Below are 14,056 nucleotides of genomic sequence, written 5' to 3'. Positions count from 1 at the left end.
TTAGAACCAGCCGATCCTTGACGCCCAAGGCTTCCTCCTAAAAGAAAGCCTTGAATCACGTTCAATCTGATTTGAGACTCCCAAGAGTCCACACGGCCTAGCGAGGGTTGCTCGGTGACCGGGATGTTTTCGGGGATGGTCGGCGCGAAGCCCATGCGCGAGCGCACGTCGTCGGGCGTCACGCCCGGATGCAGCGAAACCAGGCGCATGGCGCCGTCGGACCCGAAGTCGAAGACGGCCTTGTCGGTGACCACGAGCGCCGGGCCGGGCCCTGGCAGGCCAAATTCCCGACGCGGAGTGCCGCGGACCTGATGGCCGACACTGGTCACGAAATCGACCTGCTCCACGAAAGTACGCTTGTCGAGGTCCACCACGATGATGGGACGGCGCACAAAGGCCAGATGCTCGGGCTGGGCAAGGCAGCCGACCAGCCGCACATCCGGCTTTGCATAATCGCCGATCGCGGTGATGTTGAGATTGCCGTGGCGATCGACCTGCGCCGCGGACTCGAAAGAGACGTCGAAGCGACCGCGGCCAAGCATGTCGCACTTGAAACCCGTGTCGGCCGGGCAGGCAGCGGCATGCCAGCGCGTCAGGCTGTCCTGGCGGAGATTGTCGGGCATGCTGGAAAGGTCCGGATCCAGGAGGTTGCCCCAATAGACCGTGGCGCCGGGCGCGTGGCGCAGTTGCGCGAGGCGACACGCGGCGAGCGGGATGCCGACAGCGAGCGTGAAGGCGCGTCCGTTGGTGCCGACGCCGACAAAGATCAGGTCGTCATCCCGGATTTCGCGCGCAATGATACAGGCTGCGAGTTCGTTGACGGTGAAGCCGGTGACGGCGCCGGAGGCGGTAAGCGTGTTCATGCGTCAGCCCTGCTGAACGGAGAGGGACGGGAGGCGGGCGGAAGCGCCGCTGGCGTGAAGGTACTCGTCGTGAGCCCGCGGCGTGCGGACGAAGCGGTCGAGATAGGTCGCCATGCCCTCGGGAGTCTTGGCGTGCTCGAGGTAAAGCCGCAGGTGCTCTTCGTCTTCGTCGTAGATGGAGTCGCAGGCGGCCGGATGCGCGCCTTGCGGGACTTCGACGATGGCCTCGACCCACTGGCCGGGAATATAGGTGAGCGTCGGCTGCGCCTTGACCTGCTCGTGCGGAATGATTTTCTCGACGGTGACGATGAGCCGCTTGGCACCGCTCGCCATGAGCTGGTCGATGTCGTCGCTGTCGCGCACCACGGGCCACTGCACGTTGCCATAGCGGTCGCCGGCGTAACCGTGAATGATGGTGAAATCGGCGTCGGCTGCGGCGACCGCATGAAGCTTGTCCCCGCTGAAGGGGCAGGTCATGGGCCGGATTTGCTCGGGATTGCGCGCCGCCATGTCGGAGCCGAGCAGCGAGCGAACGGGCATGAAGGCAAGCCCGGCTGCGGCTGCGCGGAAGCGCGCCACGATCGCGCATTCGGAGAAGTCGCGCGCCGTGATGGCGCCGCTCTGGACGCCGCGCCTGAAATTCGGGGCAAGGCCGTGGCTGAACATTCCCGCATAGATGCCTTCCCAGCCCCGGATCGCGCCGGCCGCCGCCAGCATGTCCGTCGCGGTAGTGGTCGCCCACGTGATCAAGGTGAGGTCCTTGACCCCGCGGCGAATCAACTCACGGACGGCCGCATTGGGTTGGCGCCGCAATAGACTCCCGCCGATCGCGAGCGTCACGCCGGACGCGATCGGGGCCAGCGCGGCCTCGAGTGAAACGAGCTTGTTCTTCATGGCGGCTCCCGGCACCGTGAGGCGGACCCCACGAAATTTCAGAACGTATTGGCTGCCAGATTGCATTTTCAGCTTGCGCGGCCGATACAAAAACGTTTTTATATCGATCATACGCCGCGCGACAAGTCTTAAAAGCTGTGGAGACGCGGGTGAGATGGAGGAAATACTTGGCGTCGGTCCCGGCTTTTCTTGATGTTCGCGGTATCTCGAAGTCGTTTCCCGGTGTGGTGGCGCTTGATCAGGTGTCATTGCTGGTCGATCGCGGCGAAATACACGCACTTATTGGAGAAAACGGCGCCGGAAAATCCACTCTGATGAAGGTCCTGGACGGAATCTACACGCCGAATGACGGCGAAATCTTGCTGGATGGCCGTCCGGTTCGGATTCCGGATCCCTTCGTGGCGCTCGAGCTTGGGATCAGCATGGTGCACCAGGAGCCCAAACTCTGCAGTCCTTTGTCCATTTCGGAAAACGTTTTTATGGGGCGCCTGCCCCTGGCGGCCTGGGGACGGGTGGATTGGGCCGAAGCCGATCGCAGGACCGCCGAATTGCTGGAGCGCGTCGGCCTCGATCTCGATCCGCGCACTCCGGTCGAGGCATTGTCGATTGCTCAGCGGCAGCTCATCCAACTCGCCAAGGCGCTCGCATTCAAGGCGCGTCTGATCATTCTCGATGAGCCGACTGCGAGTCTGACTCCGGTGGAGGTCGACCGCCTGTTCACGATCGTGCGGGGGCTCCAGGCCGATGGCGTCAGCTTCCTTTATATTTCGCATCATCTGGACGAGATTTTCCGGATCGCTTCGCGCGTCACCGTCCTCAAGGACGGTCGCAAGGTGACGACCCTCGACGTGGCGTCGACCAGCAAGGATGCGCTGATCGGCCTCATGGTCGGGCGTGACCTTGGCGAGCGCTTTCCCGCCAAGGGGAGGGCGCCAGGCAAGCCGGTGCTGGAGGCGCGGGAGATTTCAGGCCACGGCTTCAGGGACGCAAGCCTGACATTGCGCGCTGGCGAGATACTCGGCCTCTCCGGCCTAGTCGGCGCAGGCCGAACGGAGCTGGCGCGCGCGCTGTTCGGTGCAACCGCGATCTCGGCGGGACGCATCCTGATCGACGGAGGACCGGTCGTCCTGCGCAGCCCGGCCGACGCCATCAGAAAGGGTGTGTCCTACATCGCCGAGGATCGCCGCGATGGTCTCTTCATGCCGCTTTCGGTTCGTGAGAACATCGCATTCGCGGCTCCGGAGAAGCACAGCCGTTTCGGCGTGCTCAACAGCCGCAAGCAGGCCGAGCAGGCCCGTGCGTTTATCGGCCGCCTCAACGTGCGCACTCCCCATGCCGAGCAGCCGGTCGCCGTGCTGAGCGGCGGCAACCAGCAGAAATGCATCCTCGCGCGATGGCTCCTCAAGGGCGTGCGCGTGCTTATCCTTGACGAGCCCACCCGCGGTATCGACGTGGGCGCCAAGCGCGAGATCTACGCGCTCGTCGATCAACTCGCCCGGGAGGGGATTGCGGTCCTGCTCATCTCCTCCGAACTGCCCGAGATCCTGGGCATGGCCGATCGCGTGCTCGTCATGAGCGACGGGCGGATCACCGGCGAAGTCGAGGGCGACCGTGCGACGGAAGAAAGCCTGCTCGCTCTCGCCCTCCCTGTCGAATCCATCAAGCAAGAGCTTCACGCATGACCGACACCGCCATCACGGAGGGCGCGGCCTCTCCCAAAACCGCTAACTCCGGTTACAATCGGGCCCTGGGCTTGTTGGTGCGCTACAGCAACGTGCTCGCGCTCGTACTGCTGCTCGTTGTGGCAAGCCTGCTGTCGCCGTACTTCCTGTCCTCTCGCAACATCCTGAACGTGTTGCGCGGGGCGGCCATGATCGGCCTCGTCAGCATCGGGATGACCTACGTCATCCTCAATCGGGGCATCGACCTCTCGGCCGGCTCCATCGTCGGCATTTCGGCCGCCTTGACGGCCGGCTTCGCGCACTACGGGGTGGGCGCCGCGGTGCTGGTCGGGGTCGCGGCGGGCGTCGCGGTCGGCATCGTCAACGGGCTACTGATCACGCGCCTGCGCCTGCAGCCCTTCATCGCGACGTTGAGCACGATGATCTTCGTGCGCGGCCTCGTCTACATCTATACGGAAGGCAGCAACGTCATCGTGCGAGATGCGTCGGCGGCCTTCACCTTTTTGGGCTCGGGCTTCATCGGGCCTGTTCCGGCACCGGTGGTGCTGTTCGCGATCGTATGGCTGATCGCGGCTCTGACGTTGCACTACACCGTGTTCGGCCGCGCCGTCTATGCCGTCGGTGCCAATGAGGAGGCGGCTCGCCTCTCGGGCATCGCGGTCGAGCGCAACAAGGTGCTCGTCTACACCGTGAGCGGGCTGCTGGCGGGTCTTGCCGGCGTCGTCCTGGCGAGCCGCCTCACTGTCGGGGAGCCCAATGCCGGCACGCTCTATGAGCTCGATGCCATCGCAGCCACGCTGATCGGCGGCACCACCTTCGATGGCGGCGTCGGCGGTGTCGGCGGCACCGTGCTCGGCGTGCTGATCATGGCGTTCCTGTCGAACGTCCTCAACCTGCTCAACGTGTCACCTTATTCTCAGATGCTGCTCAAGGGCGTGATCATCGTTCTGGCGGTCGTCATGAGCGAATGGAGAAAGCGGCGCTGAAGCTCGCAATTGGAGGAGAAATCATGACCCACGACGGAACGCGGCGGACGAACCGCCGTGATATCCTCAAGCTCGGCGCCGGCGCTGCGGCGTTTGCGTCCGCCGCCATCTGGGGACAGGACTCGTTTGCCCAGGCCGTGCAGGGAAAGACCGTCGGCTTCACGATGTCCTTCTCCAACACCGAGTGGATCAAGCAACAACAGGCGGGCATCGAGGAGACCGCCAAGAAGTACGGTCTCAAGGCCGTCGTCTATGATGCCAACGACCAGCCGGCCAAGCAGGTGCGCGACATCGAGGACCTGCTGGTCCGCAACGTGGACATCATCATCATCTCGACCTACTACGCCGAGGCGATCACGCCCGCGGTCAAGCAGATTAACGAAGCCAAGGTTCCGATCGTGGTGCTCAGCTCGCCGCTGGCCGGCGGCGCCGATTTTGCGTGTCACCTCGCGACCGACACGCTGGCGACCTCGCGTTCGGCGGGCGAGTATTACGTCAAGAAGCTCGGCGGCAAAGGCCTGGTTGCGCAGATCGAAGGCAAGCCTGGATCGGTGATCAACCAGCAACGCGGCAAAGGCTGGCGTGAGGTCATCGAGAAGCATCCCGACATCAAGGTCATTGGCCACATCGTCGCCAACTACGACCGCACGCAGGCCATCAAGGGCATGGAGGATCTGCTCCAGGCCAACAAGCAGATCGATGCGGTCTACTGCCATAATGACGACATGGCGCTCGGCGCCGTGCGCGCCGCCAAGGAGGCGGGGCGCAAGGACCAGATGTGGTTCACCGGCTACGACGGTCTCACCGTCGAGGCACTGGAAGGCATCTACAAGGGCGATCTCGATGGCGTGTGGGAGTATCTTCCGTTCGGCTCGGAGGGCATCGAGGCCGCGGTGCAGATCCTGCGCGGCAAGCCGATCAAGAAGACGATCGCCTTCGATTCGCCTCTGATCACCAAGTCGAATGTGACCGAGTGGTATGACCCGGAGAGCCGCAAGCGGAAGGTCCTGCCTTCACGCCTGACCTTCTGATGCTCCCGACTCCGGCCAGGCGCGAGCGGCCGGGGTCCGTTGTTTCTTACATTCGGCCGAAGCCGCAGCCGGCCACCGCTCGCGCACCTCTCGAAAAGCGATTCCAGGACGAGACCATGACCCAATCGACCGCCACCGCACCGAACCCCTGGCGCGACCTGACCGACCCTCGCCGGGCCGCGACCGCAGATGACCTCGAGGCCGGCCTGAAGGAGCCAGTGTTCGAGAACCTGCGGATACCGGAGGAACTGGGGCCGGTGACGATCACCGTCGACGATCACAAGATCAAGCGCTTCGCTTTCACTCAGGACGACTACGGCGACTGGTATCTGCGGGGCGAGAGCCCGTTCGACGGTGCGCGCATCGGCCATCCGGCGCTGCTGGGCAACGATCTCGTTCAGCTCTTCACCACGCGCTATCGCGCCAGCAAGACGGTGGGTTTCCACACCGAGGAGCAGATCTGGTTCGACAGCCCGGTGAAGCTGGGCGAACGCGTGACGCTCTCCGGCCAATATGTCGAGGCCTATGAGCGGCGCGGCCAAGGCTATGTGGTCATGGAAGCCCAGGCAACCGGCGAGGATGGGCGCAGCATCGTCCGCCACCGCGGCGTCGAAATCCTGCGCACGGTGCCGGGTCTCATCGCCGGCCGCGGCAGCAGTAGGACGACCGAACGCAGCGTGACGGGAGAAGTTGCGGACTGTGCGCGGCGGATCGAGAAGGCCGGTAGCGATGTGGCTGTAGGTGATGTGTTGACGCCGTTGAACAAGGTCTTCACGGCCGAGCAGACGGCGGTCTTCTCGCGCATCGGCGAATACGTGCGCAACACGCACAACGATTTGCAGATTGCCAAGAAAGGCAAGTTGCCGACCCTGATCGTGCAGGGCCAGCAGGAATATGGCGCCGCCGCGGAGCTGATGGCACGTGTGTTCGGCGCAGCCTGGTTCACCAAGGGCTGGCTGAAGATGAAATTCATCAACACGCTGCAGGTCTTCGATCCCGTGTCGTTCTCCGGCGTGGTGACGGCTGTGGGCACGCTGGCCGATGGCGCGCGTGTCGTCGAGCTCGAGGTCTGGGCCCGCCGCATGTCGGATGCCAAGCTCACGGCGGTCGGCTGGGCCTCGTGCAGGCTGCCGGCCTGATGGTTTTTCGGTTCGAGCAGCGCTGCCTCAGGTGGCCACGCCTCGGATGCGGTAGCCGAGCCGAATGGAGAGCGCATCGGCGTGCCGGACGACGAGCGGCGCAATGTTCTGGCCGGTTACCGCCGGAAGGTAATCATGGCTCATAAGGCTTTGCGGGCCGAGCAATCACGGCCAGTAACATGCGCGCACCAAACGAAGCGATCCGCACCTCTTAGCGAACAGGAGTAATCACTGCAGCACGCTGAGATCAGCCAGGAGCTGGGCTATACATCGCGACAGCGCTTCAAACACTGGCATTTGTGGAAAGTGCTGCAGCGTGGGATTGAACCCATCTGGCATAGACGACTGACGAACGCCAAACCCGCAACAAATAAATGGAAAAAATTCGATTGTCGTCCGGGCGCTGACCATTATTGTTCAACCAAAGGATGTGGTGCCGTTCCGGCGTCTCGGCATCCTTGAAAGCGCTAAGCGTCATGGTGGCCGCTGACTTCGATCAGATCAGGCCTTTGCCAGGTGGTGTGGTGGGAAGGCCAGCGCGAGTTGCGCGTTACGCAACTCATTGGATGAGACGGGGACAGTGATGTCGAAGCAAGGCTCCATCGCTATGTCCAGGCGTATCGGCCAGGACAGAACGCGGCAGGGCGAGCAGGGGTTCACTCTTGTCGAAATGCTGGTCGTCATCGCCATTATCGGCTTGATCATGGGACTGGTTGGCCCGCGCGTGCTCAGCTATCTGAGCGAGTCGAAGGTCAAAGCGGCGAAGATCCAGATGCAGAGCTTCGCAAGCGCGCTCGACCTCTTCAATCTCGATACCGGCCGTTACCCATCATCTGCGGAGGGCCTCACAGCCCTCGTGCAGCGGGCGCCGGGCGTGACCAACTGGAATGGTCCTTACCTCAAGAGCGGTGTCGTTCCAAATGACCCGTGGAGCCATCCCTATGTCTATCGTGCGCCCGGCGAGCGCAACGCATACGATATCATCTCCTACGGTTCGGACGGTCAGGAGGGCGGCAGCGGGCTCGCTGGAGACATCTCTTTGGACAAACTGACCAGCGCCAGCAATGAATGATGTGGGCACCGTACTGCTCGGCAGTCTTCTCCAAGGAGCCTCCTACCTCTTTTGCCAAGGCATCGAGTTCCGGCCGGGCTTGCCGGCGCCCTCGGTCGAGCGTTGATCGGTCTGCTGCGGCCTTGTCGTTCTCTCGTCCGACGGAATGTCGAACCCGGCAACCCACCGATCGTCTGCCGATGTCGGAGTGCGACGTCCCGGTCGATCGGTCATGATCGTGCCCATGTCGCGCAGGTCGTCGGGCGTCAGCCACGCGATGTCGTGGGCGTGCGTCGTCACAATCTGCCGGGTGATGCGTGGCGGCACGCCAAACCTGCTCGCGATGCGGGCCATAGCCATGGTCGCCTCTTCGGTCTGCGCGGTTTCGTGGCCGAACTTGTCGGACACGCCGTGGACGCCGATCGCGGCGTCGTAGCTCGCGAATTTCTCTATTCCTGCCGCGAACACGATGAAACAGGCCGAGGCGCAACGCGACCCGGCCGCGACAATCGTCGGCAGCTTCGCCCTGCGGATCAAATTTGCGAGCTGGACCGCCTCGGAGAGGCTGCCGCCCGGTGAATCGAGCCGCACGGCAGAGATCAGGCGGTTGCTGTCGTTGGCGGTCTTGATCAGCGCTTCGGCAGCCTCCGTGTCGCCCCCCGCCACGTCGCCGCTAAGGGCGATGATGGTGACGTCATCCTTCAGCGTCACGCTGTTCAGCTCGGCGGCGGTCGCGGCCGTGCTGACGACGGCCGCTCCCAGGAGCCCCAGCATGGATGACAGCATCGCCATCACGGCTTCAGCTTTCGTCTCACTTGCGCGCGATCGGCGTCGGCGCCGCAGCGGGCGCGTCGAAGGTCGTCGGTGCGCGCCGCATGGTATCGAGGCGCTCGCGGAACTCCTCGGCGACCACCTGGGCGTCGTGGCTGTTGCGTACGACCTTGCTGGTGACGAATACGATGATCTCCGAGCGATTCCTCATGTCGCTCTTCTGGCTGAGCAGGTCGCCGAGATATTTGATCTGGTTGAGGCCGGGCAGTCCGGACACCGTGCGCTCGTCGTCTTCCTTGATCAGGCCGCCAAGCAGCACGGTCTGGCCGCTGCTGGTGCCGACGGTCGAGCGGATGCGCCGCTGCGAGATGGTCGGCGTCAGGTTCTGGGCGCTGAAGCCGCCCGGATTGACGACGTTGGAGACTTCCTGCTCGATCTCAAGCTCGATCGATCCGTTCGGATGTACATGCGGCAGCACCTTCAGGATGATGCCGGTGTTCTGCCGGCTGATGCTGCTCACCACGTTCAGTCCGGTGACGGTGCTGCCGGTCGAGATCGGCACCTGGTCGCCGACCTCGAGGATCGCCGGCTCGTTGTCGGCGACCACCAGCGATGGCGCCGACAGCACCTTGATGGTGGTCAGGGTGGAGAGCGCGTTCAGGACCAGCTTGGGATTGGATTCGGCGCCGAGCAGCAGGTTGAAGCCGGGCAGCACGCGCGCGAGCAGGGCCGACTGCGTCGCCGATTGCGCAGCGCTGAACAGGCCGACCGATCCTCTGTCCTGGCCGAGGTTTGCGTTGCCGCTGGTCAGATAGGCCTGCACGCCATACTGCAACTGGTCCGTCAGCGTGACCTCGGCGACCATGGCATCGACGGCGACCTGCAGCCGCGGCCGGTCGAGCGACTCCAGCGCCCGCTCGATCACGAGATAATCTTCCTGGTTGGAGTAGACCATGATCGCATTGGTCGACCTATCGGCGGTGATCCGGACATTCTGGAACACCCCGCGCGGCATCGCGCCCGATCCCGTTCCACCGAGCCCCGCCGCATCCTGGTCGTCGTCCTTGCGATCTGAGAAGCCGGCTTGCGTCGCGCCGCTGCGGTTGGCGTTGTTCGAGTTGTCGGTGCCGCCCTGCGTGGTCGTGCCTTGATTGTTGTTGCTGAGCGTGCCGGTGCCGAGCGAATCGAGCCGCGATGTCGTTCCGCTCTGTCCGGGCGCGGTCGTGCTGGTCTGGCTGTCAAGACCGGCTGACTGCGAGGAGCGTCCGACGAACATCTCGTTGAGGATGCGGGCGATGCTGCGCGCGTTGCCGTAGCGCAGGCTGTAGACTCGCACCGTGGTGCCGGTGGGATCGGAGCGATCGAGCCGCCGCACCCACTGGGTCGCGCGCTCGAGCACCTTGCTGTTGCGGCTTACCGCCAGCACCGCGTTCATGCGCGACACCGGCTGGAACTTGATCACACCCTGACCATTGCCGCCTTCGGCGGTGTCGAACACCTTTTCAAGCTCGCGGATCATGGTTTCGGGCGCGGTCGATTTCAGCGGGTACAGCCCGACCGATTGATTGCGCAGCCACTCCACGTCGAGGGTTCCGATGACGCCGAGCGCGGCCTGGCGCTCGGAGGCGGTGCCCTGGACCAGGAGAAGGTTGCGCGTCTGATCGGCGCGCACGGCGCCCGGCCGCGACAGGAAATTTTCCGCCGTCTTGGCGATCGCCGCCGCCGAGATGTAGCGCAGCGGCACGATCGAGACGCCATAGCCCGGCTGTCCAGCACCGAAGGTGGAGGGGCCCGCGCCGGAGGCTTCCGGCAGCGGAACGATCCTGATCAGCTTGTCTTCGCGCAGTACCGCGACGTTCGACATCCGCAGCACGCTTTCGAAGATGGGCAACACGTCCTTGCGCGGGATCCGTTGTGCTGAGGCCAGAGTGATCACGCCTTGCACGCGTGGATCGATCACGTAGTTCAGTCCGAGGCTGTCGCCGAGCACCGATTTCACGGCCGTCGGGATATCCGCGCTGTCGAAGTTCATTTCGACGCCGCCGCCTTCGGTTGCGAGATCACCGTCGGTGGCCGAGGCGACGCGCGCCGCCCCATTCACCTCGCGAGAAGACGGCGCCGGTGTGAGATCCTGCTCGGCGCCGGGAAACACCATCGGCTGCATCGAACGGCTGGGCGCGCTGCCGCCCGACGACGGTCCGCCGACCGGACCGGTCCAGCGCGCGCGCAGATCCGCATCGCGGATCGGATCGGTCACCGGATCGCGACCCGGCAGATCGATGCTCTTGTCGATCATGCAGCCGCCCAGAAGGCCGCCGATTGCAAGCCACACGCCGGCCATGGCGCCAAGTGACGTCGCGCGCGACAGGCGGGACCGTTCGATCAACTGCACGATGGCTCTCCCTTGTGCTCTCCTGCGAGACGCGCGGACTGCGCCCGCCGCGCTCGTGTCAATGCGCATCGCTGGCCGCCTTCCACGGACGATCGGCGGGTGCGATGCTGCTGCCGGCGAGCTCCTCAACCTCGTTGAGCAGCGCTCCGGCGCGGTCGATCAGCGGGCGGGCCGCGGCCGGGTTGACCGGGCGGCGCGCGAACGCCGCGCCGTCGAGCACGGCCTTCATCTCGCCCGCCAGCGCATCGCGGGTGGCGGTGACGGCCCCGATCGCACGGAGATAGCGCTGATAGCTTGTATCGCTGCCCTTGATCGCTTGGGTTGCGAGCGCAAGGCTGTTGCGGCCGAGTTGTCCGAGCGGATCGTTGAGGGTCTTGTAGGCGCGGGCGAGCGCTGCATATGTCTCGCGGCCGCCTGCGGGCCCCAGTGGCAGCGCATTCGCTTCAAGCAGGTCCACCAGCACGACGCCGTCGTGGACGTAGCTGTCGGCGAGGCCGAGCAGGGCGAGCATCGTGGGCCGCAGGTCGGCGTGATGGGAGAGGATGTCAGCCGTCTGCCCGAGATGGGCGACGCCCGGACCGGCTATGGCGAACCAGCTCGTGCCTGCGATCTGCGCCATGTCGCCGCCGACCCACGCCACGTCTGGATCAATCGCGACGCAGGCGGGCGGGGTGGCGCAATCGGCGCGGCTCGCTGCGGTCCGGTTGTTGTAGTCGGGATCGCCGAACATGATGAGGTGCGGCGTGCGCGCCGGGCTTGCCGTGACCATGTGCATCAGTTGCATCTGCGCGCGGTCGGCGAGCATCGCCGCGAGCCGGTCGGTCTTGCCGGTGACGGGGTTGAGCGCGGTGAGCTTGCTTGCGTCCTGCGCCAGCGTGCGCGTCAGCGGGTCGGCAGCAAGCGGGTTGTCGTGGATGTAGAAGGCCGGCGCGTTGCCGGCACGCAGGTCGAACGCTGTGACGTTGCGACGCTGAGTGAAGAGCAACCGGTCGATGAACGCATTGATCGCGCCGGTCGCTTCATAGCTGCAGGGCAGGGCGACGCCGTCGCACTCCGGCGGGCTCGGCGGTCCGCCGACAAAACGGTCGTTGCCGCTCGGCACCACGATGAACAGCGTGTTGCCCGCCGTGATGCCGCCGGCCGCCAGCCGGTCGATGAACGCCTTGAACGCGGCATCGAAGGCGGCGAGCCTTGCGACGTAGTCGCGCTCGCCGGGACCGAAGCTGCGCCGGCGCGCGGCGATCGCGGCCGGCTTGTGTGCATCGCCGATCGCGACATAGACCACCGGCACGCCGGCCTCCAGCATCGCCGCGGCGTAGCCAAGAGACTGCGCCGCCGTTGTCTCTGACGCGCCGGGAAAGCCTGGATGGCCGGCGTCGTCGGCAATCACGTCACCCTGGATGTCCGTGACCGCGCTATTCGGCGAGATCGGGGGCTGCACATGGCGGTGGCCGAACAGCGCGCTGAAACCTGAATAGCCGCCGGGCTCGTCGGGCAGAAGATCGGGCCGTGCGTGGGCGTTGCTGCATAGCGTGCTGCCGCGCGCGCAATGGATGGCGACGCCGACGAGCTCTGTGCGTGCCTTGGCGGGATCGCCGGCTGCGGCGCGCGCCTCCGACGCCCCGAGCACAGTCGCGACGTCGGCGATGTCCTGCAGCGTCAGCCCCATGGTCGCGTACGCGCCGACGTCACAGCCCGCGCGGGTGAACGGCACCCATGGCGCCGGCACGGTCTTGCCGGTGTCGGCGAGCATCAGTGGCTTGCCGTCGCCGCCGCTCGCGGTCCAGTAACCGAATGCGCTGGCGAAGCCGACGCTGCCGTCGCTGCGGAACGTGCCGCTGCCGTCGCCGATCGGCACGCCCATGCGGTCGCCGTGCAGGCCGGTCAGAACGGTGAGGGTGTCGGTCGCCGTCTGCGCCAGCGGCGTGGTGTGATGGTTGCTGCCGATGGTGCCGTTGCTGGCGAGGAAGTCGCGCAGGTGCGGCATCTGCTCGAGATCGGACGGTACGTTGGGGTCGTCACGGCGCAGGTGCACGTTGTCGAGCTCAATCTGCACCACGCGCGTGATCGCGCCGCCGCGCGCCTGCAGCGTGCATGCAGCCCGCGCCTGCCCGAAGCCGAAGGCGCATTCCACGATGGAGCCCGAGGCCATGAGCATGGCGCCGAGTGCGAGCGGCGCAAGGCCGGCAGGAATGCGACTCGTACGCATGACGCCACGTCTCTACTGTCGATCTCTTCGGTATCGATGTCGTTGGTATCGATGTCTTCAAGTGTCGCTTGAAAGCTCGAGCGCCGGTAAGATGTCGTCCGCTCGTGCGCGCGAAGTGTGTTCGGCTTCGATGACGCGGTTGTAACAGCGGCGCTCACATCCCGCGCATGGCGAGAATGCCGCGTTGTGATTCGTGTTCACCGATTTGACGCAAACACTTTACGCAGACACGTCGACGCACGACGCGTTCATCGATGACGTCTTGCAACACGCCGCCGTGTGATGCACCTTGATAGTTGCACGCGCTGATGACGGTATGTCGAAGACCACGCGGGGATCCAGATGAAGAGACGCATGGATGGCGGGCGCAGGAGCGTCTCGTGGCGGGTATCGATCACGGTTGCGCTTTGCCTGTGCGCGTCGCTTACCCGCGCGGCAGAGCCGCCTGCAAGTGGTGACGTTGCCGTCAGCAATCCGGTGGAGCTGCAGCCGTTGCCCGAGCTCGGCGCGACGCGCGACAAGCCGCTGTTCTCGCCGACGCGACGGCCTCCGCCCAAACCAGTCGCACCGGTGGCGCGGCAGGAGCCGCCACCGCCACCTCCGCCGCCGCCGAGTGTGGTGGTGCTTGGCATCGTCAGCGAGAACGGCGACGGCCGCGCCGCCATCCGCGCCGGCGGCACGGGCGACAAGGTGACGCGCGTCCGCACTGGTGACGACGTCAGCGGCTGGAAGGTGGAGCGGATCGAGCCGCGCCGGCTGGTGCTGACCCAGGGCGAGCGCGCGGTCGATTTCGCGCTGTTCGGCGGTGGGGCAAAGAGCGTCAAGACCGCGGGCTCGGCCGTGGAGCAGCGCCTGCGCGAGATCCGCAAGCTTCGCGTCGCGCCAAGCAACTGAAATGACGCTGGTTTCGCATCGTCCGCGGCCGCCGGCCCGCGCGCCTGCCAGGGTTAAAATTTTTTTCCGGAATCGCTTCGCGTTAGCCTGTCTCAACCTGTCTTGAGAGTGAGGAGAGGCGTCACGGATTGTCACGTGCGTCCG

11 protein-coding genes are annotated in these 14,056 nt (G+C 65.2%); 6 read left to right on the top strand and 5 right to left on the bottom strand.

What is annotated here, in order from left to right:
- A partial coding sequence (locus tag AAFX91_RS06030) for a CoA-transferase subunit beta (RefSeq protein ID WP_394565861.1) occupies window positions 1-863 on the bottom strand: 863 nt, incomplete at its 3' end.
- A 3-nt stretch (window positions 864-866) separates the two neighbouring features.
- Window positions 867-1,757: a CoA transferase subunit A gene (locus AAFX91_RS06025; protein ID WP_394565860.1), complete on the bottom strand. Its 891-nt coding sequence runs from the start codon at window positions 1,755-1,757 to the stop codon at window positions 867-869.
- A 137-nt stretch (window positions 1,758-1,894) separates the two neighbouring features.
- On the opposite strand from AAFX91_RS06025, the gene AAFX91_RS06020 reads away from it, so the two are divergent.
- The 5 genes from AAFX91_RS06020 (at window position 1,895) to gspG (ending at window position 7,667) form a co-directional block, all read left to right on the top strand.
- On the top strand, window positions 1,895-3,439 hold the full coding sequence (locus AAFX91_RS06020) for a sugar ABC transporter ATP-binding protein (RefSeq protein ID WP_349644883.1): 1,545 nt from the start codon (window positions 1,895-1,897) through the stop codon (window positions 3,437-3,439).
- Entirely contained in the window at window positions 3,436-4,425 is a 990-nt protein-coding gene (locus AAFX91_RS06015; RefSeq protein WP_394565859.1) for an ABC transporter permease, read from the top strand. The genes AAFX91_RS06020 and AAFX91_RS06015 overlap by 4 nt, the downstream gene beginning before the upstream one ends.
- Window positions 4,426-4,448: 23 nt before the next feature.
- Window positions 4,449-5,456, top strand: coding sequence for a substrate-binding domain-containing protein (locus AAFX91_RS06010; RefSeq protein ID WP_165421164.1), 1,008 nt, complete (start codon window positions 4,449-4,451; stop codon window positions 5,454-5,456).
- Window positions 5,457-5,572: 116 nt separating this feature from the next.
- Entirely contained in the window at window positions 5,573-6,595 is a 1,023-nt protein-coding gene (locus tag AAFX91_RS06005) for a hypothetical protein (RefSeq protein ID WP_130579623.1), read from the top strand.
- A 607-nt stretch (window positions 6,596-7,202) separates the two neighbouring features.
- The gene (gspG, locus tag AAFX91_RS06000) at window positions 7,203-7,667 is read left to right on the top strand and encodes a type II secretion system major pseudopilin GspG (protein WP_394565858.1); all 465 of its coding nucleotides are present in this window, start codon (window positions 7,203-7,205) and stop codon (window positions 7,665-7,667) included.
- A 42-nt stretch (window positions 7,668-7,709) separates the two neighbouring features.
- On the opposite strand, the gene AAFX91_RS05995 is transcribed toward gspG, so the two are convergent.
- Genes AAFX91_RS05995 through AAFX91_RS05985 form a run of 3 tightly spaced genes read right to left on the bottom strand, consistent with a single transcriptional unit; the run spans window position 7,710 to window position 13,018 of the window.
- Window positions 7,710-8,438, bottom strand: coding sequence for a hypothetical protein (locus tag AAFX91_RS05995; RefSeq protein ID WP_394565857.1), 729 nt, complete (start codon window positions 8,436-8,438; stop codon window positions 7,710-7,712).
- Between the two features lie 19 nt (window positions 8,439-8,457).
- Window positions 8,458-10,809: a type II secretion system secretin GspD gene (gene gspD, locus AAFX91_RS05990; RefSeq protein ID WP_394565856.1), complete on the bottom strand. Its 2,352-nt coding sequence runs from the start codon at window positions 10,807-10,809 to the stop codon at window positions 8,458-8,460.
- Window positions 10,810-10,867: 58 nt separating this feature from the next.
- Window positions 10,868-13,018 carry a hypothetical protein gene (locus tag AAFX91_RS05985; RefSeq protein WP_394565855.1) on the bottom strand — a complete coding sequence of 717 codons (2,151 nt, stop codon included), beginning with the start codon at window positions 13,016-13,018 and terminating at the stop codon, window positions 10,868-10,870.
- 342 nt (window positions 13,019-13,360) lie between these two features.
- Here AAFX91_RS05985 and AAFX91_RS05980 point away from each other — a divergent pair, with 342 nt between their 5' ends.
- The gene (locus tag AAFX91_RS05980) at window positions 13,361-13,912 is read left to right on the top strand and encodes a hypothetical protein (RefSeq protein ID WP_394565854.1); all 552 of its coding nucleotides are present in this window, start codon (window positions 13,361-13,363) and stop codon (window positions 13,910-13,912) included.
- Window positions 13,913-14,056: the final 144 nt, after the last annotated feature.

Source organism: Bradyrhizobium sp. 31Argb (assembly GCF_043638955.1).
Lineage (GTDB): Bacteria > Pseudomonadota > Alphaproteobacteria > Rhizobiales > Xanthobacteraceae > Bradyrhizobium.
This window is presented reverse-complemented; position numbering and strand designations above follow the sequence as displayed.

What these genes read in the sequence shown, in the direction of transcription:
- AAFX91_RS05980 (WP_394565854.1), top strand. Translation starts at nt 13,361, where the DNA reads ATGAAGAGACGCATGGATGGCGGGCGCAGGAGCGTCTCGTGGCGGGTA.
- AAFX91_RS05985 (WP_394565855.1), bottom strand. Translation starts at nt 13,018, where the DNA reads ATGCGTACGAGTCGCATTCCTGCCGGCCTTGCGCCGCTCGCACTCGGC.
- AAFX91_RS06015 (WP_394565859.1), top strand. Translation starts at nt 3,436, where the DNA reads ATGACCGACACCGCCATCACGGAGGGCGCGGCCTCTCCCAAAACCGCT.
- AAFX91_RS06005 (WP_130579623.1), top strand. Translation starts at nt 5,573, where the DNA reads ATGACCCAATCGACCGCCACCGCACCGAACCCCTGGCGCGACCTGACC.
- gspG (WP_394565858.1), top strand. Translation starts at nt 7,203, where the DNA reads ATGTCCAGGCGTATCGGCCAGGACAGAACGCGGCAGGGCGAGCAGGGG.
- AAFX91_RS05995 (WP_394565857.1), bottom strand. Translation starts at nt 8,438, where the DNA reads ATGGCGATGCTGTCATCCATGCTGGGGCTCCTGGGAGCGGCCGTCGTC.
- AAFX91_RS06025 (WP_394565860.1), bottom strand. Translation starts at nt 1,757, where the DNA reads ATGAAGAACAAGCTCGTTTCACTCGAGGCCGCGCTGGCCCCGATCGCG.
- AAFX91_RS06010 (WP_165421164.1), top strand. Translation starts at nt 4,449, where the DNA reads ATGACCCACGACGGAACGCGGCGGACGAACCGCCGTGATATCCTCAAG.